This is a genomic window from Bradyrhizobium sp. Kon56, assembly GCF_055807635.1.
This window is the reverse complement of the sequence record NZ_JBVVOU010000037.1, coordinates 1-19,371: the sequence shown is the minus strand read 5'-3', so window position 1 is coordinate 19,371 and position 19,371 is coordinate 1. Positions and strand designations below refer to the sequence as shown.

The 19,371-nt window shown below is 64.0% G+C and carries 20 protein-coding genes; 4 read left to right on the top strand and 16 right to left on the bottom strand.

Annotation, left to right across the window (positions count from 1 at the left end; translation table 11 throughout):
• Positions 1-86 precede the first annotated feature (86 nt).
• Positions 87-482 (bottom strand): hypothetical protein, encoded by a 396-nt coding sequence (locus AC0L3B_RS33965; RefSeq protein WP_018457527.1) that lies wholly within the window; start codon positions 480-482, stop codon positions 87-89.
• 88 nt (positions 483-570) lie between these two features.
• On the opposite strand from AC0L3B_RS33965, the gene AC0L3B_RS33960 reads away from it, so the two are divergent.
• Complete coding sequence (locus AC0L3B_RS33960) at positions 571-888, top strand: antibiotic biosynthesis monooxygenase family protein (RefSeq protein WP_007602028.1); 318 nt, start codon at positions 571-573, stop codon at positions 886-888.
• Between the two features lie 30 nt (positions 889-918).
• Here the strand turns inward: AC0L3B_RS33960 and AC0L3B_RS33955 are convergent, their stop codons facing one another.
• The gene (locus AC0L3B_RS33955) at positions 919-1,362 is read right to left on the bottom strand and encodes an RbsD/FucU family protein (protein WP_018457525.1); all 444 of its coding nucleotides are present in this window, start codon (positions 1,360-1,362) and stop codon (positions 919-921) included.
• Positions 1,363-1,526: 164 nt separating this feature from the next.
• Between AC0L3B_RS33955 and AC0L3B_RS33950 the strand changes: the two genes are divergently transcribed.
• Positions 1,527-3,329 (top strand): caspase family protein, encoded by a 1,803-nt coding sequence (locus AC0L3B_RS33950; protein ID WP_473381825.1) that lies wholly within the window; start codon positions 1,527-1,529, stop codon positions 3,327-3,329.
• 72 nt (positions 3,330-3,401) lie between these two features.
• Here AC0L3B_RS33950 and AC0L3B_RS33945 read toward each other — a convergent pair whose 3' ends face one another.
• The 4 genes from AC0L3B_RS33945 to thiD all read right to left on the bottom strand — a co-directional run bounded on the left by AC0L3B_RS33945 (position 3,402) and on the right by thiD (position 7,324).
• Complete coding sequence (locus tag AC0L3B_RS33945) at positions 3,402-4,385, bottom strand: threonine/serine dehydratase (RefSeq protein ID WP_204511770.1); 984 nt, start codon at positions 4,383-4,385, stop codon at positions 3,402-3,404.
• Positions 4,386-4,448: 63 nt separating this feature from the next.
• On the bottom strand, positions 4,449-5,492 hold the full coding sequence (locus tag AC0L3B_RS33940) for a glycosyltransferase family 4 protein (protein WP_473381819.1): 1,044 nt from the start codon (positions 5,490-5,492) through the stop codon (positions 4,449-4,451).
• A 13-nt stretch (positions 5,493-5,505) separates the two neighbouring features.
• A complete protein-coding gene (locus AC0L3B_RS33935) occupies positions 5,506-6,318 on the bottom strand; it encodes a UDP-2,3-diacylglucosamine diphosphatase (protein WP_085348823.1) in 813 nt (270 codons plus the stop codon).
• 205 nt (positions 6,319-6,523) lie between these two features.
• On the bottom strand, positions 6,524-7,324 hold the full coding sequence (gene thiD, locus AC0L3B_RS33930) for a bifunctional hydroxymethylpyrimidine kinase/phosphomethylpyrimidine kinase (RefSeq protein ID WP_247361715.1): 801 nt from the start codon (positions 7,322-7,324) through the stop codon (positions 6,524-6,526).
• A gap of 129 nt (positions 7,325-7,453) precedes the next feature.
• Here thiD and AC0L3B_RS33925 point away from each other — a divergent pair, with 129 nt between their 5' ends.
• Positions 7,454-7,699, top strand: coding sequence for an Lrp/AsnC ligand binding domain-containing protein (locus AC0L3B_RS33925; RefSeq protein WP_007602021.1), 246 nt, complete (start codon positions 7,454-7,456; stop codon positions 7,697-7,699).
• 24 nt (positions 7,700-7,723) lie between these two features.
• Here AC0L3B_RS33925 and AC0L3B_RS33920 read toward each other — a convergent pair whose 3' ends face one another.
• On the bottom strand, positions 7,724-8,653 hold the full coding sequence (locus tag AC0L3B_RS33920; RefSeq protein WP_473381817.1) for a c-type cytochrome: 930 nt from the start codon (positions 8,651-8,653) through the stop codon (positions 7,724-7,726).
• A gap of 155 nt (positions 8,654-8,808) precedes the next feature.
• On the opposite strand from AC0L3B_RS33920, the gene AC0L3B_RS33915 reads away from it, so the two are divergent.
• On the top strand, positions 8,809-9,225 hold the full coding sequence (locus AC0L3B_RS33915; RefSeq protein ID WP_007602019.1) for a CHRD domain-containing protein: 417 nt from the start codon (positions 8,809-8,811) through the stop codon (positions 9,223-9,225).
• 77 nt (positions 9,226-9,302) lie between these two features.
• Here the strand turns inward: AC0L3B_RS33915 and AC0L3B_RS33910 are convergent, their stop codons facing one another.
• From AC0L3B_RS33910 to AC0L3B_RS33870, 9 genes are all read right to left on the bottom strand, one after another.
• Complete coding sequence (locus AC0L3B_RS33910) at positions 9,303-10,598, bottom strand: cystathionine gamma-synthase family protein (protein WP_473381816.1); 1,296 nt, start codon at positions 10,596-10,598, stop codon at positions 9,303-9,305.
• 289 nt (positions 10,599-10,887) lie between these two features.
• Positions 10,888-11,334 carry a c-type cytochrome gene (locus tag AC0L3B_RS33905; RefSeq protein WP_018457514.1) on the bottom strand — a complete coding sequence of 149 codons (447 nt, stop codon included), beginning with the start codon at positions 11,332-11,334 and terminating at the stop codon, positions 10,888-10,890.
• Between the two features lie 88 nt (positions 11,335-11,422).
• Positions 11,423-13,732, bottom strand: a complete 2,310-nt coding sequence (locus tag AC0L3B_RS33900; protein WP_247392532.1) for a xanthine dehydrogenase family protein molybdopterin-binding subunit — start codon at positions 13,730-13,732, stop codon at positions 11,423-11,425.
• A gap of 278 nt (positions 13,733-14,010) precedes the next feature.
• Positions 14,011-14,289 (bottom strand): DUF1127 domain-containing protein, encoded by a 279-nt coding sequence (locus AC0L3B_RS33895; protein ID WP_085348852.1) that lies wholly within the window; start codon positions 14,287-14,289, stop codon positions 14,011-14,013.
• A gap of 285 nt (positions 14,290-14,574) precedes the next feature.
• Entirely contained in the window at positions 14,575-14,991 is a 417-nt protein-coding gene (locus tag AC0L3B_RS33890) for an SRPBCC family protein (protein ID WP_085348818.1), read from the bottom strand.
• A gap of 163 nt (positions 14,992-15,154) precedes the next feature.
• Positions 15,155-16,681 carry a murein biosynthesis integral membrane protein MurJ gene (gene murJ / locus AC0L3B_RS33885; RefSeq protein WP_018457510.1) on the bottom strand — a complete coding sequence of 509 codons (1,527 nt, stop codon included), beginning with the start codon at positions 16,679-16,681 and terminating at the stop codon, positions 15,155-15,157.
• Positions 16,682-16,724: 43 nt separating this feature from the next.
• A complete protein-coding gene (locus AC0L3B_RS33880) occupies positions 16,725-17,876 on the bottom strand; it encodes a DegT/DnrJ/EryC1/StrS family aminotransferase (RefSeq protein ID WP_247541691.1) in 1,152 nt (383 codons plus the stop codon).
• Between the two features lie 39 nt (positions 17,877-17,915).
• Positions 17,916-18,920: a Gfo/Idh/MocA family protein gene (locus AC0L3B_RS33875; protein ID WP_247819919.1), complete on the bottom strand. Its 1,005-nt coding sequence runs from the start codon at positions 18,918-18,920 to the stop codon at positions 17,916-17,918.
• A 184-nt stretch (positions 18,921-19,104) separates the two neighbouring features.
• Positions 19,105-19,371: cupin domain-containing protein (locus AC0L3B_RS33870; protein ID WP_473333206.1), on the bottom strand; the 267-nt coding region annotated here is incomplete at its 5' end.

Below are 19,371 nucleotides of genomic sequence, written 5' to 3'. Positions count from 1 at the left end.
ACGAGAGCGGAATGAGGAAAACACTCTCTCCTCAACGTCATTGCGAGCGCAGCGCGCTCCGCTCGCAATGACGGATGCTCAGCCGATCACCCGCAATTCCACACCGCACCGATCGGCGTCCGCGTCCAGCACGGCCCAAAACTACCGCCATTGTAGCGGCCGCCGCCGAAGCCGGGCCGGCCGAAATAGCGCCACTCGCCGTCCCAGCCGTAATATTGGGGGACCGGATCGATATACCAATGGCGCCGGTCGCTAGGCGACATCCGCCGCATCGCTTCCTTCTGCTTGTAGAGCGGAATGCTGTTGCTCAGCGGCTGGCGATAGCCCGGCAGGAAGCCGTAACCATGCCAAGCTTGCTTGGGACGCTTTTGGATCGAAGCAGCCGGCGCGACAGCCGGCAGCAGCGATAGGACGATAGCGACAGATAGACATAAAAAGCGTGACATGGATGGACGATAGACGGCCGCTTGCGGAATGACCATTCAATTTCGAGTGCCAAGTAACAAAGCCCTCACGAAACCGAATAGCAGATCGAGCGGCAGGAATCCTATTGATTAAGGGCAAGGAAACATGATTGGCGAAGTGATTGTCATTGGCGATCTGCAATTGCGTGACGGCGCCTCTGTCGACGAGCACGACCGGCTCGGCGCGCGCATGTACGACATCGTCAGTCGTCTTCCCGGCTTTGTATCGGTCAAGTCGTTCAAGGCCGACGACGGCGAGGAGCTCACCGTGTTCCGTTTTGCCTCTGAGGAAGCGCTCGAAGCCTGGCGCACCCATCCCGAACATGTCGAGACGATGAAGCGAGGACATGCCGAATTCTACGCCAGCGGCTTCCTGCAGATCTGCAAGGTGATCCGCGAGGTCGGACCATTCGAGCACGCGTGACGCCGTCCCGCATCGTTCGATCGTGCGCTGCTAGCTGATCACACCCTTCCTGATCAGGAAGCATCCGTAACTGCTGCTGTCGCCGACCTGCACGACGCCAAAGCTCGCCGCCGCCGCGCGATAAAAATCCGGCCGGGAGAGTTTTCCGGGCGTGACGGGCCGGCCGGCGGCGCGTTCGATCTCGGCGAGCACCGCGCGCTGCACGTCGGGGACGCGGTCGGGATCGTCGACCGGCATCATCACGCGGACCGGATCGGGATCGAAATCGTCGAGCGGATAGACCGACATGATGGCGCGAATCGCGGTCTCCATGCTCATGCCTGGCAACTGGATCAAGCGCTGCGAATGCGTGCTCTGCGCGATGCGCGCCGAGGGGTGATTGGCATCGACGAAAGCGAGATCGTCGCCATGGCCCATGGAAGCCAGCAGCCAAAGCAGGTCGGGCGTGAGGATCGGATCGATCGATTTCAGCATGTGACGGACTGTCCTCCCATTGGGCGCCCACCTCGGCAGGTTCCAAGCGTGATTCAGATCACGCAGCCTACCATGGTGATGGGGATCACGGACATCAAACTCGAACGCGGCCAAGTTTGCCGGCAACCAATCTCGTATCGAGATCAGTGCCAAAGGAGCACGCCATGTTCCGCCTAAAACCCTTCCTGATGACGGCTAGCCTGCTGGGGAGCCTGTTCGGCTTTGCCTGCGGCCCAGTTTCCGCGCAAGTCGCCCCGGTCGAGCCGGCCCCTACCGCGCTGCAAGGCCCGGAACAGCGTGTCGCGCTGGTGATCGGCAATTCGAACTATCAGAACGCGCCGCAGCTCGCCAATCCGGACAACGACGCGGAGTCCATGGCGAAGTTCCTGAACTCCGCCGGCTTCGAAGTGGTCGCCGCGACCGACCTCACCCAGAACGACATGCTCCGCGTCGTCCAGGACTTCTCCGCCAAAGTGTCGGCGCGTGGTCCGAACACGGTGGCGATGGTCTACTATGCCGGTCACGGCGTGCAACTCGCCGGCGAGAACTACCTCGTTCCGGTCGACGCCAAGGTCTCGAGCCAGACCGAACTCGTCAACAACTCCGTCCGCCTGGTCGACGTGATGTCGACGCTGGAGACGATCCCGAGCCGTATGCGCATCGTCATCCTCGATGCCTGCCGCAATAACCCGTTCCCGAACGTGAACGATGCCGGCCGCGGCCTGGCCATCGTCGATGCCCCGAACGGCTCGATCGTCGGCTACTCGACCGCGCCGGGCGCCGAAGCGCAGGACGGCACCGGCGGCCACAGCCCCTACACGCAGGCCTTCCTGAACGTCGCGCGCGAGCCCAACGTGCCGATCGAGCAGCTGTTCAAGCGCGTGCGCCTCGAAGTGAACCAGACCACCAGCGGCGCGCAGATCCCGTGGGAGAGCTCGTCGCTCACGTCCGACTTCACCTTCTTCGGCGACACCGCGGTTGCCGCCAGCCGCGCACCGGTGAATGCGCCTGTGGTGCAGATGGCCTCCAATCTGCCGAGCCGCTCGACGCGCCAAGCCTATGACTACGTCGTGTCCGAAGCACGGCCGGAGTACTATCAGGAATTCATCACGATGTATCCGCACGACCCGCTGTGCGATCACGTCCGCTGGCTGCTCAACAACCTGCTGCTCACGCAGGCCTGGCACAAGGCGGTGCTCGCGAACTCGCCGCTCGGCTACAAGAACTTCTACGACAGCTACGGCAACACGCCCTATGCGCAGGTCGCGCTGAAGCTCCAGATGCAGCCGAAGCAGATCCCCTTGATGCAGGCGACCAAGTTCCTGGCGCCGCAGAATATCGCCCCGACCTTCAAGATCGGCAATCTCGGCCAGCCCAAATACATGCCGCTGCAGCAGGGTAATGGCGGCGCGCAAGTGAACGGCAATTTGCCGATCGTGCAGAAGTCGGGCGACAATAACGGCATCGGCAAGCTCGGCAATGGCGGCCAGATCGTCAACCTGCTCGCGGGCAACAACCAGCCCAACCAGCAGAACGGCACGCCGTCGCAGACCCCGGGCAAGATCGTGACCCTGCCTGCGCCGACCAACACCACCAACAACAATGGCGGCATCGGCAAGATCGTGACGCTGCCTGCGACCAACAAGACGCCGAATGGTACTGCCAACGGCACAACCAGTGGCAATCCTGGCAAGATCGTGAGCATGCCGGTCAATGTCGGCAAGGGCGGCACGACCATCGATACGAAGCCCGTCAACGTTCAGACGCAGAACAACCCGATCCGCATCAACAACGGGGCGAAGATCAGCAACAACCCCGTGAACAAGGTGCAGGTGCAGAACAACAACCACCCGCAGTTCAATGAGACCAACCGGATCGTCAACAACGGCAGCAACAATTTCCGGCAGTCGATGAACCAGAGCCAGGGTGGCAACAGCGGCAACAACCACCGCGGCTTCATGCACTGATCGCGGTCGGCCACACACGACAAAGGGCAGAGCGGTGACGCTCTGCCCTTCTTGATGTCAGAAGATTGATTATCAGGCCACCAGCTCGGCAAACAGATCAGCGTCGACATTGCCGCCGGAGAGCACGATGACGACATTCTTGCCGGCAACATCAAGTCGTCCCGCAAGCAGCGCCGCCAGGCCGACCGCTCCGCCCGGTTCGACCACGAGCTTCAGCTCGCGATAGGCAAAGGCGACGGCCGCGCCGACTTCCTTGTCCGAGGCGGTCACGCCGCGCGCGAGCAGCTTGCTGTTGATCGCAAAGGTCATCTCGCCGGGGATCAGGGCCATCAGCGCATCGCAGATGGTGCGGCCGGCGGGTGCGTGCGGCTCGCGGTGGCCCGCGGTCAGCGACAGGCCGTGATCGTCGAACGCGTCGGGCTCGGCCACCACGATCTCGGCCAGCGGAAAACGCGCCTTCACAGCCGTTGCAACGCCGGCGATCAGGCCGCCGCCGGAGGCCGGGGCGACCACGATGTCGGGGCTGAAACCGAGCGCCGCCATGTCCTCGGCGATCTCGCGGCCGGCGGTGCCTTGACCGGCGATCACGAAGGGATCGTCATAGGGCCTGACCAGAGTCGCGCCGCGCTTCTCGGCGATGCCGCGCGAGATCGCCTCGCGGTCGTCGCGGTCGCGGTCGTACAGCACGACCTCGGCACCGTAGGATTTGGTACGCTCGCGCTTTGACAACGGCGCATCCGCGGGCATCACGATGGTCGCCTGCATGTCGAGGATCTTTGCCGCCGCCGCCACGCCCTGGGCGTGGTTGCCGGAGGAGAACGCGACCACGCCGCCGGCGCGCTTGTCCTGCGGGATCGAGGCGACCTTGTTGAAGGCACCGCGAAACTTGAACGACCCGGTGCGCTGGAGCATCTCCGGCTTGAGATAGACCTTTGCGCCGACACGCTCGTTGAGCACGGGAAAGGACAACAGCGGGGTGCGGACGGCGAAGGGTGCGATCACGCGTGCTGCGGCGTCGATATCGGCAGGGCCGATCGGAAGAAGCTGTTCTGTCATGCCTGATGTTATCGCGCCGGATGAGGCGCGGGCAAGGCATCTCCGGGCGAGGGCTTCTTCCCCTCAGGCGACGAATCGCGCCGGCTCCGCCCCGTTCCGGCCCGGCAGCACCGCGCCGACCGCCAAAATGCTGTCGACAAAGGCCCGAGCCGAGGCCTCCCAGGTGTAGTTGGCGGCGAATTCCACGCAGTCCTGCCGGCAGATATCCAGCGCGGCGAAGCAGGCGCTGCGCAGATCGTGATCGAGCGCGCCGACCGGCGCATCGCCGATCACGTCGCGGGGCCCCTTCACCGGAAACGCCGCGACAGGCAGGCCGCTCGCCAAGGCTTCGAGCAGAACGAGGCCGAACGTGTCGGTCTTGCTCGGAAACACGAAGACATCGGCGGCCGCGTAGATGTCCGCCAGCTCCTCGCCATGCTTTTCGCCGAGGAAGATCGCGTCCGGATAGGCCTCCTCCAGCGCGACACGCGCCGGGCCGTCACCGACGATCACCTTGGTGCCGGGCAGCTCGAGGTCGAGGAACGCCTCGAGATTCTTCTCCACCGCGACCCGACCGACCGAGAGGAACACCGGCGCCGGCAGGCAGAGATCGATCGCGCGGGGATGGAACAGATGGGGGTCGACGCCGCGCGGCCACAGCACGACATTGTCGAAGCCGCGCTCGGTCAGCTCACTGGCGAGCGCCGGCGTCGCCGCCATCACGGCGCGGCTGGGGCTATGGAATCGGCGCAGCGCCCGCCAGATCAGCGAGCCCGGCACCGGCACGCGGGCGCGGACATATTCGGGAAAGCGGGTGTGGAAGCTGGTCGTGAAGGGCAGCTTGCGCTGCCGGCAATAGCGGCGGACCATCAGGCCGATCGGCCCCTCCGTCGCGATGTGGATGCTGTCCGGGCGCGCCTCTTCGATCAGCTTCGCGATTCTGCCCGGGCGCGGCATGGCCACCCGCACGTCCCGATAGCTCGGCATCGCAAAGGTGCGGAACCATTGCGGCGTCAGGAACGAGAATTCGACGTCGAGACTTTTGGCGGCGTCGGCAAGCTTGGTCAGCGTCCGAACCACACCGTTGACTTGCGGGTGCCAGGCGTCGGTCGCGACCAGGATGCGCATCAGGCTGCCCTTGTCATGCGGCTTTGGCTGCGATCTGCGGGACCTGTGCCGGCTTCTCGGCCTGGTTCGCCCAGGTGATGATCTCGAAATGGCCCTCGTCGTGCTCGACCAGTGCCGTGCAGCTCTCGACCCAGTCGCCGCAATTCATGTAGCGGATGCCGCCCTCGTCGCGGATCACCGCGTAGTGGATGTGTCCGCAGATCACGCCGTCGGCGTCGTGGCGCCGCGCTTCGGCGGCGAGCGCCTGCTCGAACGCGCCGATATAGTTGACCGCGTTCTTGACCTTCTGCTTGGCCCATTGCGACAGCGACCAATAGGGCACCTTGAACATGCGCCTAAAGAAGTTGACGAAGCGATTGAGCTGGATCGCGAAGTCGTAGGCCTTGTCGCCGAGATGGGCGAGCCAGCGTGCGTTCTGCACCACGAGGTCGAAGATGTCGCCATGGATGACGAGATAGCGCTTGCCGTCCGCGCCGGTGTGGACGGTGTTCTCGACCACGTCGATGCCGCCGAAATGCGTGCCGTAATAGTTGCGCAGGAACTCGTCGTGATTGCCGGGGATGTAGATGACCTTGGCGCCCTTGCGCGCCTTGCGCAAAAGCTTCTGGACGAGGTCGTTATGCGATTGCGGCCAATGCCAGCTCGATTTCAGCGCCCAGCCGTCGACGATATCGCCGACGAGATAGATCGTGTCGGCATCATGGAAACGCAGGAAATCGAGCAGAAGATCGGCTTGAGAACCGCGGGCTCCGAGATGAACGTCGGAGATGAACAACGTGCGAAAGCGCCGCTCCGGGCTCTCGTCACTCACATCGTAACTTCCCATGCGCCAGCCTGTAACAATGTCCCGTGACAGGGGGATGACCAATCGAACCTTTGAGGCACCCTCAGATACGAATCGCGCTTGCCTCGCCCACCCGCGAATATCAGTCGCATGCGACAATCAGGCGACATGGCGTCGCAGCGCCCTCCGCAAGAACCCGGAGCTGCATGGCGGGAGGGACTAGCGGTGGCGCGCTCGCGACCGGCGTTCAGTAAAATTTATGGAAATGATGGATCGGGCCGTGTCCGTGGCCGACGCTGAAGCGGTCGGCGGCGGCGATCGCCGCGCTGATCCAGGTCTTGGCGTTGCGCACGGCGCGCTCGAGATCCTCGCCTCTGGCGAGCCCTGCGGCGACCGCCGAGGACAGCGAGCAGCCCGTGCCATGGGTGTTGCTTGTGGCAACGCGCGGCGCGGCGAGCGCGATCGTGGTGCTGGCATCGACGAGATAATCGATACTCTCGGCGCCCTCGCCGTGGCCGCCCTTGATCAGGACCGCACGACTGCCGAGCGCCAGCAGCCGGCGCCCCTGGCTTTCGATCTCGGCCTCGCTGGCCGCGACCGGCTCGTCGAGCAGAGCCGCGGCCTCGGGCAGATTGGGTGTGATCACCGAGGCCAGCGGCATCAGCTTGATGCGCAGGGCATCGACGGCATCGGACGCGAGCAGGCGATCGCCCGACGTCGCCACCATCACGGGATCGAGCACGATATGCCCGGGCGCCCAGCGCGACAGCGCGGCCGCGATCGCATCGATGCTGGCGGCTTGCGCCACCATGCCGATCTTGACCGCGCCGACCTCAAGATCGGAAAACACCGCGTCGATCTGCGCGGTGACGAATTCGGCGGGCACGGCGTGAATGCCGGTGACGCCGCGGGTGTTCTGCGCCGTCAGCGCCGTGATGGCGGAAGCGCCAAAAACGCCGAGCGCGGCAAAGGTCTTCAGGTCGGCCTGGATGCCGGCGCCGCCGCTCGAATCGGAGCCGGCAATGGTCAGCGCTACGGGTGTCGTCATGGGGCGCTCTTCAGCGTTTTCGAAGCCATGGCCCGTCCTAGCGCGCCTCTCCCAGCCCAGCAAGTTCGCTTGCTAAATCCGGCCGGGTTTGGCCTATTAGCCGTCAGATATGCTTTCGGAGTGACCGCGATGGTTCCCTTTTTCGTCCAGATCAAATGCAAGCTCGGCCAATCCTATGTGGTCGCCAATGCGCTTGCCGAAGCCGAGATCGCCTCCGAGATCTATTCCACGGCCGGGCAATACGACCTGCTGGTGAAGTTTTACGTCGACAACGACACCGATATCGGCCACTTCGTCAACGAGAAGGTGCAGGTGCTGCCCGGCATCCAGGACACCCTCACCATCATCACCTTCAAGGCGTTTGGCGCGAGTTGACCGTCCGAAAAAGGGCAGGCCCAATCAGGTGCCGCCCTCCTTGCGCTTGGGACGCGGCGGACCGTCCACCGGCGGCAGCGATTTGAGATAGTCCGCCATCGCCGCGAGATCGTCGTCCGGCAGTTGCGAGGTGTTCTTGATCACCCGCGTCATCGCGCCGCCGACGCTGTCGCCGTCGGGCAATTCGCCGGTCTTCAGGAAATAGGCAATATCCTTCGCGCTCCACTCGCCAAGGCCCTTCTGGGTGATGTTGGGCACCCATCCCTCGCCTTCCGGATTGGGGCCTCCAGCGAAGCGTTGTGCGGCGGTGATGCCGCCAAGCGCGTTGCGCGGGCTGTGGCATTCCGCGCAATGGCCAAAACTGTTGACGAGATAGGCGCCGCGATTCCACTGCGGTGACTTCGCGCTGTCGGGGACGAAGGGCTTGTCGTCCAGAAATAAGAATTTCCAAATGCCGACGTTACGCCGGATGTTGAACGGAAAGCGCACATCGTGGTCGCGCACCTTGCCTGCGACGGCCGGCAGCGTTTTCAGGTACGCAAAGAGATCGAGCACGTCCTCGCGCCTGGCGTGCTGATAGGACGTATAGGGAAAGGCCGGAAAATAATGCCCTCCGTCCGGCGAGACCCCGTGCATCACCGCATTGACGAATTCGGCATCGTTCCATTTGCCGATGCCATCGGTCGGATCGGACGAGATGTTCGGCGCGTAGAACGTTCCGAACGGCGACTTGATCGCGACGCCGCCGCCGAGCCTGAGACGATCGGGCTGGTCGGGGACGGCATGGCATGAGGGGCAGCCGCCGGCGTTGAACATCACCTGGCCATTGGCAAGATCAGGGACGCGGGCAGGCGCGGTGCCGACGGCCGCCCCCACCGGCGCGCTGAGCCACCAATAGACGCCGGCTGTGGCGAGTGCGGCGAGCAGCGCCACGGAGATTGTTCGTCGCAACATGCGGTCCTTTCGTCGTCGCGGCGAAGCTTATGACCGATGTCCTCGCGGCTCCAGCCACGAAGAATTTAGCCCACCGCAGCCTGAAACGGGAATAAACTGCAATGCCGGCTGTTGGAAGTTTGGCAGCCCAAACGGGTTCAGCAGGGAGAAAAATCATGAACAAGATCGTCATCGCCATGTCAGTGCTTGGCGCCGTTGCTTTTGCGGGTTCGGCCAGCGCGGAAAAGCTGAAAGCAACGCTCGACGCCAAGTCGGAGGTCCCCGCAACGACCAGCAGCGGCACCGGAACGGCCGATCTGGATTACGACGCCGCCAGCAAGAAGCTGTCCTGGAAGGTCACCTATTCCGGCCTGTCCGGGCCCGCCACCGCCGCGCATTTCCACGGACCTGCCGAGCCCGGCAAGAACGCCGGCGTTGCGATCCCGATCCCAGGCGCTGCGACCAGCCCGGCCGAGGGCTCGGCGACGCTGACCGACGCGCAGGCCGCCGATCTGCTCGGCGGCAAACTCTACGTCAACATCCACACCGCGGCCAATCCGGGGGGCGAGATCCGTGGTCAGGTGACGAAGTAAGCTTCGCACAGACCAACAAAAGGGGCGGCTGCTTGCGCAACCGCCCTTTTCGATTCCGCGTAGCGCTGGCGCAGGCGTCACACCTCAGGTTCGGCTGCGTTCAGCGCCTGCGCGAGGTCGGCGATCAAATCCGACGGGTGCTCGATGCCGATCGACAGCCGGATCGTGGAATCGAGCACGCCGATCTTCCGGCGGATGTCGGCGGGGACGCCGGAGTGGGTCATGGTGGCAGGCAGGCTCGCAAGCGACTCCGTTCCACCAAGGCTCACCGCCAGCTTGAGGATTTGCAGCGCGTTGAGGAATTTCATGGCGGCGGCCTTGCCCCCGAAGATGTCGAACGAGAACGTGGACCCTGCCCCCGAGCATTGCCGCGCAAACACAAGTCCGTCCGGCGACGCCGCGTCGTGATGACCGAGATAGTGCACCTTGGCCACTTTGGGATGATCGCGCAGATAGTCCGCCACGAGGCGCGCATTCGCATCCGCCTTTTCCATGCGCAGGCTCAGCGTCTCGAGCGAGCGGTTGATCATCCAGCAGGAATGCGGATCGAGCTGGGTGCCGATGGCGCCCCGCAGCGCCTTGATGCCTTTCACCACCGCCTTCGCGCCGAGCGCGGCGCCCGCGATCAGATCTGAATGACCGCCGACATATTTCGTGAGCGAGTACAGGGAAATATCGGCGCCGTGCTCGATCGGTCGCTGAAACACCGGCCCGAGCAGCGTATTGTCGCAGGCGATGATCGGAACGTGTCCTTGGGTCTTTCCGATGCTCTCAGCGACACGCCGCATCATCGCGATGTCGACCAGCCCGTTGGTCGGGTTGGCCGGGGTCTCGATCAGGATCATCGAAATCCGGCCCTTGCGCATGGCCTCCTCCGCGGCCTGGCTGACCACGGCTTCATCGACGCCATCGGCGAAGCCGACGGCGCCGATCGACAGACGCGCAAGCGTATTCGTCAGCAGCGTTTCCGTGCCGCCGTAAAGCGGCTGGGAGTGCAGAATGACGTCGCCGGGGCGGACGAACGCCAGGATCGTGGTCGCGATGGCCGCCATGCCGGATGAGAACAGCGCACAGCTCTCGGTGCGCTCGTAGATCGCGAGCCTGTCCTCGACGATTTCGCTGTTGGGGTGATTGAAGCGCGAATAGACCAGGCCCGCGCCCATTCCTTCCGGCGGCTCGCGCCGGCCGGAGACGAAATCGAAGAAGTCCTGCCCGTCCTCGGCCGTCTTGAACACGAAGGTCGAGGTCAGGAACACCGGCGGCTTGACGGCGCCTTCCGACAATTGCGGATCATAGCCATAGGTCAGCATCAGCGTTTCCGGATGCAGCATATGGTTGCCGATGTGCGTCTTAGACGGGAACGGTTTTACCATGGCTTGTCTCGCTGTTGCTGATTGAGGCGCTCGCCGCGGGTTGGAACTCCTGATGTCGTGACGCAGTCAGGAGCGAGATGCGTCAGCGTCAAAAGCTCACGCCAATGCCGCGGCGGCTGGAGCAAAGATAGCTGCTCCGGTAGCGATCCGTCAGGCCTTGCGGATAGAATTTCCAGCAGCGCTGCGCGCCGACATGAAAAAAGCGGCTGCTTTCGCAACCGCTTTTTCCCGATTCCCAGTAGCCCGGATGGAGCGAAGCGCAATCCGGGCTACGAATCTTTTTCTTCCGTCAACCGTTCTTCACACGAAACGTCTCGTGGCAGCCGCCGCATTCCTTGCCGACCGCGGGGAAATTCGCCTTGAGCGAGTCGAGATCCTTGATCTTGCCCTTGGCCTCGCCGACGACCTTGGCGAAGCTCGCGACCTTCGCATCGAACCCGGCCTTGTCCTCCCAGATCTTCGGCGAGGCGCTGTAGTCGCCCTCGGGCTTCATACCCTTTGCGCTCGCCGGAAACAGGTGCGGCAGCTTCTTGGCGGTGTCCTCGAACTGCGCCAGCGCGCTGTCCACAGTGGCCTGATCATAGGGCTTCTCGCCCTTGACCATGGCCGCCACTGCGCCGGCGTTCTTGCCGTTGCCCTTCATGAGAGTCTGCACTTCCTTGACGGAATCCTGTTGTGCCCAAACCGCGCCCATACCGAGCAGGAGCGCGCCCCCAACCACCAACACTCGCTTCATTCGCAAAATCCCTTTCCTTGATGCAGGATCGTGCTGACCCCTCAATGGGCCAACACCGCTCGGCAGATTTCATTCCCGTGGAAGATTGTCACAGGCTGTGACGGCGATGGTGCTCGTTGATGGCGATCCACACCCGTTCCGGGGTCGCCGGCATGTCGATGTGGTCGATCTTGTATTCGCGCCAGAGCCCGTCGACGATGGCGTTGACGACCGCCGGGCAGGACCCGATCGCACCGGCCTCGCCCGCGCCCTTCACCCCCAGCGGATTGGTCTTGCAGGGAACGTTGGCGGTCTCGAACACGAAGGCCGGCCCGTCCGCCGCGCGCGGCAGCGCGTAGTCCATGAAGGTCGCGGTGACGAGCTGGCCGTCGCCCGCGCCATAGACCACCTGCTCCATCAGCGCCTGGCCGATGCCCTGCATGGCGCCGCCATGGACCTGGCCGGCCAGCAGCAGCGGATTGAGCGTCATGCCGAAATCGTCGACGATCACGTAGTTGACGATTTTGATGATGCCGGTGGCCGGATCGATCTCGACCTCGGCGACATGGGTGCCGTTGGGATAGGTGCCGTCGGCGCTGGCGAAGGTCGCGCTCGCGTTCAGCTTCGAGGGATCCGCGCCGGGCCGCTTGGCGAGATCAGTGAACGAGATCGAGCGGTCGGTGCCGGCGATGCGCACGATGCCGTCGGTGATCTCGAGGTCGCCGGCGCTGGCTTCCAGCGCCTGGGCCGCGATTTCCTTCAGCTTCTGCCCGAGCTCGCGGGTCGCGCGTTCGACGCTGACACCGCCCGACGGGATCGAAGCCGAGCCGCCGGTGCCGAGGCCCGTGGCGATCATGTCGGTGTCGCCCTGGTGGACGTGCACGCGCTCGGGCGCCACGCCGAACTGCTCGGCAACGATCTGCGCATAGGCGGTCTGGTGGCCCTGCCCGCTCGACTGGGTGCCGATCAGGACCGTGATATCGCCATTGGGGTCCATCCGCACATTGGCGGTCTCCTCGCCCATGGTGCCGCAGACCTCGACATAGCTCGCAAGTCCGATGCCGCGGATCAGGCCGTTCTTCTTGGCCGCCTTGGCGCGCTTGCCAAACTCCTTCCAATCGGCGATCTCCATCGCGCGCTTCAGATGCGCGGCGAAGTCGCCGGAATCGTAGACTTTGCCGGTCGCGGTCTTGTAGGGCAGCGCCTTCGGCTGGATGAAATTCTTGCGGCGGATGGCATCCACCGTCATGTCGAGCTTTCGCGCGCAGGCGTCCACGAGACGTTCGATGACGTAAGCAGCCTCGGGCCGCCCGGCGCCGCGATAGGCATCGACCGGCACGCTGTTGGTGAAGATGGTGCGCACCCGGCAGTGGAACGCCTGGATGTCGTAGAGGCCCGGCAGCATGCCGGCGCCGCCATGCGGGATATAGGGCCCGAAGGTCGACAGATACGCGCCCATGTCGCCCATCAGGTCGCAATCCATCGCCAGGAACTTGCCGTCCTCGGCCAGCGCCATCTTCGCGGTGGTGACGTTGTCGCGGCCCTGCGCGTCGCCCATGAAATGCTCGGTACGGTCGGCGGCCCATTTCACCGCCTTCTTCAGCTTTCGCGCGGCGACTGCCAACAGGGCGTATTCCCGATAGGGAAACAGCTTCGTGCCGAAGCCGCCGCCGACGTCGGGGCAGATCACCCGCATCTTGTCGGTCGGAATGTTGAGCACGTTCTGGCAGAGGATATCGCGCAGGCGATGGCTGCCCTGGCTGCCGACCGTCAGCGTCAGATGGTCGCGCTTGGCGTCGTATTCGCACACCGCCGCGCGCGTCTCCATGAAGTTCGCGACCACGCGCGGATTGACGATCGAGATCTCGGCCACCGCATGCGCTTTGGCAAACGCCGCTTCGGTCGCTTTCTTGTCACCGATCGAGACGTCGAACAGCACGTTGCCGGGCTTGTCCGGCCAGACCTGCGGCGCGCCCTTCTTCACGGCATTGACGACACCGGTCACCGCCGGCAGCGGGCTCCATTTGACCTCGATCGCCTCGATCGCGTCGCGGGCCTGGTCGATGGTCTCGGCGACCACGAAGGCGATGGAATCGCCGACATGGCGCACTTCGTCCTTGGCGAGGATCGGGTAAGGCGGCCCGGTGAAGGGATCGGTCTCGAGATTGAACAGGCAGGGCAGATTGCCGAGATCCTTGACGTCATCCGCGGTCAGGATCAGCGCGACGCCGGGAAGGGTGCGGGCGCGGCTCGCATCGATGGTGTATTTGGCATGCGCATGCGGCGAGCGCAGCATCAGGGCGTGAAGCACGGCCTGCGGCGCATAATCGTCGGTATAGCGGCCCTTGCCGCGGATGAGCGCGTCATCCTCCTTGCGCAACACGCTTTGGCCAACGCCAAACTTGATGGGAGCCGCCATTTTTCTCGTCCCGTTTCTCATGGTTGTTTTGCCGGCATATTGCCGTGGAAAAACTGGCAAGGCAAACGGGTTTAGCCATGCGAAAACCGTCCAGCGCCCTCACCTGTCAGAGCAGGATGGAACGGGAGCGCCGCAACTCGGTCATTTCGCCGTGAGGAACGGTCCGCTTGATGGCATGATAGTTGCCGAACCCGCCCGCAGTGCACGCCTGAGAACAAGCAGCCGTGCTGACGGCTGCTTGCTCGCAAAGCGCATCTCCGCTTCGGATGGCTCATCAGTTACATCCCCCCGCGGCTCCATAGATCTCTGGCGTGATCCCTCAGCCTATCGATAGCCCGTTCCGGCGAGATGTAGTCGATCTCGCCGCGCGTCAGGCCGATATCCATCAGCTCCCGGTCACTCAGGTCCCGCAAGGCGATTTGTGGGCCCTGCCGCCAGCGCCAGTCCTGGAGCGCACGCCAGTATCGCGCGAGCAAGCCTGGGATGCTCCACGTCGAGGCAAGCTCGAGGGGGAGCCTCTCCGGCTCGGATGTCATGATCGTCTGTTGGGGTGGCATGGGACGCTCCTGCTGTTGTGCCGGCAGGGAAGCGTGGCCAAACAAAAGGCCCCGTCCGATGCCGGCGGGGCCTGGTGAAAAGATGTCGTCGTCGAATTTCTAGCGCGCGACTCCTTCCACGGCCCGGCCGAAGCGGGTCATGTGGTTGCGGTTGAGTTTGCGCACTGATTTGATCATGCGCTGCGATTACCATAGCAATCGCGCAAAATCAAGAGATGTGTGGAGGTCGGTTGCACCCTGGAAGCGAGCCCCTTACTCTGGCGCTTTCTTGCCCCTACACACGCCTCAGGACTTCGTCTGCTTCGCTTCCACGTATCGTGCGAAGTTGTCGAGGATTGCCTGCCAACCGCCTTGCTGCTGCTCGACCGAGTGCGTCGATTCGCCATCGAAGACCACGCGAACCAGAATGCCCTTCGGGCCGGGCACAAACTCGACTTCGGCATTTCGCTCGCCGAACGCGTATTCGATACGCTTGTGCTCGACGATTTTCGTGTAGGTACCGGCGAAGTCAAAGCCCATGCTGCCGTCCTTGGCCTCCATGCGCGATGAGAAGACACCGCCTTCTCGCAGGTCGACGGTCGCCTTGGTCGTATGCCAGTCGTCGGACGCGGCGTTCCACTTCATGATGTCGGCAGGCGTCGTATAAGCGCGCCAGACCTGATCGATAGGGGCTGCTACGTTGGTTTCGACGGTGATCCTCATAAACAGTGCTCCTGGTTCGAATTTTGCCGGCTCGAGGTGACGGCATCACGTCACGTGTGCAGGGTCCATCCGCCGCACTTCCGAGATGTGTCCATCCAAGGACGATCGAGACTGGCCCGTGCCGACAAGCTCGAGCCGTCAATGCGTTGAAAATATGAAAAAGTTAACCCCGCACCAGTGAGACCAGCCAGCGGCGCCCGAACAGCGCAAGGATGGCGAGCGCATAGACGATCGTACCTCCGACGGCCAGCAGAAGCAGCGTCAATTCGTCCCGGAAGTGCATCGAGCCCAACGAAGGACTGCTGAAGCGCGCGATGAGCCAGAAGGCGGCGGCCAGGATGAGCCCGGTCAGCAGGAATTTGGCGAGCGACAACAGCCAGGCGCGGTCCGGCACGAGAAAGCCTCGCCGCACCGCGAAGAACAGCACCAGTAGCAGGTTGGTCCAGACGCCGACGGCAGTGGCCAGCGCAAGCCCGATCTGGGCCAGCGATCCCATCAAGGCAATTTTCAAGGCGACGTTGACCGCGATGCCGGTCAGCGACGCCCGCACCGGCGTCGCCGTGTCCTTGCGCGCGTAGAAGGTCGCGACCGCGCTGCGGATCAGTACGAAGGGGATCAGGCCGATGGCATAGGCCGCGAGCGTGGCGCCGGCAGCGGCGGCATCGGCTTTCGAGAACGCACCACGGGCGAACAGCGCGCGCATGATCGCGTCGGGCACGGTGAGGAAGGCGGCCACGAACGGCACCGAGAACAGCAGCGTGAAATCGAACGCGCGGCGCTGCGCCTTCATCGCACCGTCTTGGTCGTTGGCCGTGATCCGCCGCGACATCTCCGGCAGCAGCACCGTGCCGATGGCAATGCCGATCACGCCGATCGGGAGCTGGTTGAGACGGTCGGCGTAATACAGCGCCGACAGCGCGCCCGCCGGCAGGAAAGTCGCGATGATGGTGTCGGCAAACAGCGCGAGCTGCGTGCCCATCGAGCCCAGCGTCGCCGGCCCGAGTGCTTTAAAGAATGCGCGGACGTCTTCGTCGAGCTTGAGCGGCGCAAAGCGCGGCAGGCCGCCATGGCGGGCGAGATCGCCGGCGAGCAGGAAATACTGCAAAAAACCCGAGATCAGGACACCCCAGGCGGCAGCGTGGCCCGCGCCGGGAAACCATGCGGCGAGCGCCAGCGTCATCATCATCGAGATGTTGAGGAAGATCGACGCGGCTGCGGCGCTCGCAAAGCGCTGCATCACGTTGAGCATGCCGCCATAGAGCGTCACCAGCGTGATCAGCAGCAGATAGGGAAAGGTGATCCGGGTCAGCTCGATCGCGAGCTTGCGCTGCTCGGCGTCCTCGGAAAAGCCGGGCGCCAAAATGCTCATGGCCTGCGGCATGAACACCCAGGCGACGATCAGCAGCACCACCTGCGAGGCCAGCAGCAGCGTGAAGATGCGGTCGGCGAACAATCTTGCCGCCCCCTCCCCGCGCTCACCGTGCACGTGCGCATAGGCCGGCACCCAGGCGGCGTTGAAGGCGCCCTCGGCGAAGATCGCACGGAAATGGTTGGGCAGCCGCAGCGCCACGAAAAAGGCGTCGGCCACGGGGCCGGCGCCGAGAATCGCGGCAAGCATGATGTCGCGGGCAAATCCCGTCAGCCGCGAGAGCAGCGTGTAGCCACCAACCGTGAAGATACGTCCGAGCATCGTTCCCTTCTAAAGGAAGAGCTCGCGCAGCAAAACGGGGAAATCAGGCTGAAAGCGCGCCGCGCACGGCCGCGATGATTCGCTCCTGATCGGCTTCGGTCAAATAGGCATGCATCGGCAGGCTGATGACGTCCTGCGACAGGCTCTCGCAGCCCGGCAGGCCGCCCTCGGCGACCGGGTACTGCTTGTAGGCCGTCTGCTGATGCATCGACTTGCCGTAGTAGATCGCCGTCGGCACGCCCTGGGCCTTCAGCGCGGCGGCAAAGCCGTCGCGGTCGGTACCCTCAGGGAGGCGGATCGTGTACTGCGCCCAGACCGACGTATTGCCGGGCGCCACGCGCGGCACCGTGACCACATTACCGAGACCGCGCGCGTAGCGCTCCGCGACCTTGTTGCGGGCGGCGATCTCGTCGTCGAAGATCTTCAGCTTCTCGATCAGGATCGCGGCCTGCATGGTGTCGAGCCGGCCGGTCAGGCCGAGGCGGACGTTGTCGTATTTGTCGACGCCCTGCCCGTGCACGCGGATGCTGCGCAGCGTCGCCGCGAGCTCGTCGTCATCGGTGAAGATCGCGCCGCCGTCACCGAAGCAGCCGAGCGGCTTCGCGGGAAAGAAGCTGGTCGCGGTGGCGAGCCCAAAGGTGCCGAGCTTGCGGCCCTTGTAGCTCGCGCCAAAACCCTGCGCAGCGTCATCGAGCACGAACAAGCCTTCGGCCTTGGCGATCTCCGCGATGGCGTCGTGATCGGCCGGCTGGCCGAACAAATCGACCGGAATCACCGCGACCGGCTTGAGGCCGGCCTTGCGGGCGGTCGCGATGCCGCGCTTGAGCGATTCCGGGCTCATGTTGAAGGTGGTCTCGTCGACGTCGACATAAACCGGCGTCGCGCCGGTCCGGGCCACGGGCGAAGCCGTCGCGATGAAGGTGAAGGACGGACACAGCACGGCGTCGCCCGGCCCGACATTCTTCGCCATCATCACCATCAGGATCGCATCGGTGCCGCTGGCGCAGCCGATGACGTGCTTGGCGCCGCAATAGGCCGCAAGCTGCTTCTCGAGCTCGGCGACTTCAGGGCCGTTGACGAACTGACAATGATCGAGAACGCGCTTCACGGCGGCATCGAGCGAGTCGCCGAGCCGGCGGCGCTGCGAGGCGACGTCGATGAAGGGAATGGGTTCGGAACGCAGATGCTGGTTCATGGCGCCTTGCGGGTTTTGATCGGTCAACATGGAATGGGATCAGCCGGCGACGCGGCGCGGGCCCTTGAGGGCGGACGACTTGGCGGCGGGCCGCGACGGCGTTTCCAGGCACTGCGTCGCGATCTCGAGGCTGGCGACGCCTTCGTCACCGGTGACCGCCGGCGTCTCGCCGTTGCGCACGGCCTTGAGGAACGCGATCAGTTCGGCGCGGAGCGGCTCGTCATGGCCGACAGGCAGATGCCGCATCGAATAGCTGCCGTCAGGCTTGAAGCCGAAACATTCGGTGACCTGGCGCGTCAGGAGATCGCCCATCACGTATTTGCCGCGGGTCGCGACCGTGACGCTGCGCGCCTTGAACGGCGTCAGCCAGTTGGTGTTGATGTGCGCGAGCACGCCGTTGGCGGTGCGGAACTGCAAGAGCGCGATGTCCTCGCGCTCGGCGACCGCACTCGACAATTGCGGCTGCACCTCGACGATGTCGGATTCGGTGAACCAGCGGATCAGATCGATGTCGTGCACGGCAAGATCGATGACGACGCCGACATTGGACATGCGCGGCGGGAATGGGCCGACGCGCGTGATCGCGATCGACAGAATATCCTCGCCCGCGATCGCCTGCTTGACGGCGGCAACGGCCGGATTGAAGCGCTCGACATGGCCGACCATCAGCGTCACGCCGGCCTTTTGCGCAGCCGTGACGATCTCGCGGCCTTCCGCGACCGTGGACGCAATCGGCTTCTCGACCATCACGTGGATGTTCCTGGCGATGCAGGCGAGCGAGACCTCGTGATGCAGATGAGTTGGCGCCGCAATGGTGACGGCATCGACCCCTTCGGCCAAGAGCTGGTCGAGCGTCTCGAAGCTCGCGCAATTGGCAAGCTCCATCGCCCGCGTGCGATGTGCCGGCGAAGGATCGACGACGCCGACGAGGCTGACACCGGGAAGACCCGCGAGCACGCGCGCGTGGTTGCTGCCCATCACGCCGGCGCCAATGACGCCGACGCGCAAGCCGGCCTTTGCCGGTGCAGATCCTGTGGAACTCATGTGAGCAAACCCCGATTCAACGCAAATCCCCGGGGCGCTTCTAGCACGGACGCCACATCTGTGGCGAATGCGGAGCTAGCGGTCCGGACACGATTTGATTCAAAAAGTTACACGTTTCCCGGGCCTTAAGCCTCTGGAAGAGACCACTCTTTTGGCCCGGGTCGCGTGATTCGGAGTGTGCTGGTTACGACCTTTGATAGTCGTCTTCAATCCGGATGATGTCGTCTTCCCCGAGATAGCTTCCAGTCTGGACCTCGATCAGCTCCAGCATGATTTTACCGGGGTTCTCCATCCGGTGCACCGCGCCCATCGGGATGTAGATGGACTCGTTCTCGTGCACGCTTTTGACGGTCTCGTTGACGGTGACGCGGGCCGTGCCGCGGACCACGATCCAGTGCTCGGCGCGATGATGGTGCTTCTGCAGCGACAGACGCCCGCCCGGCTTCACCAC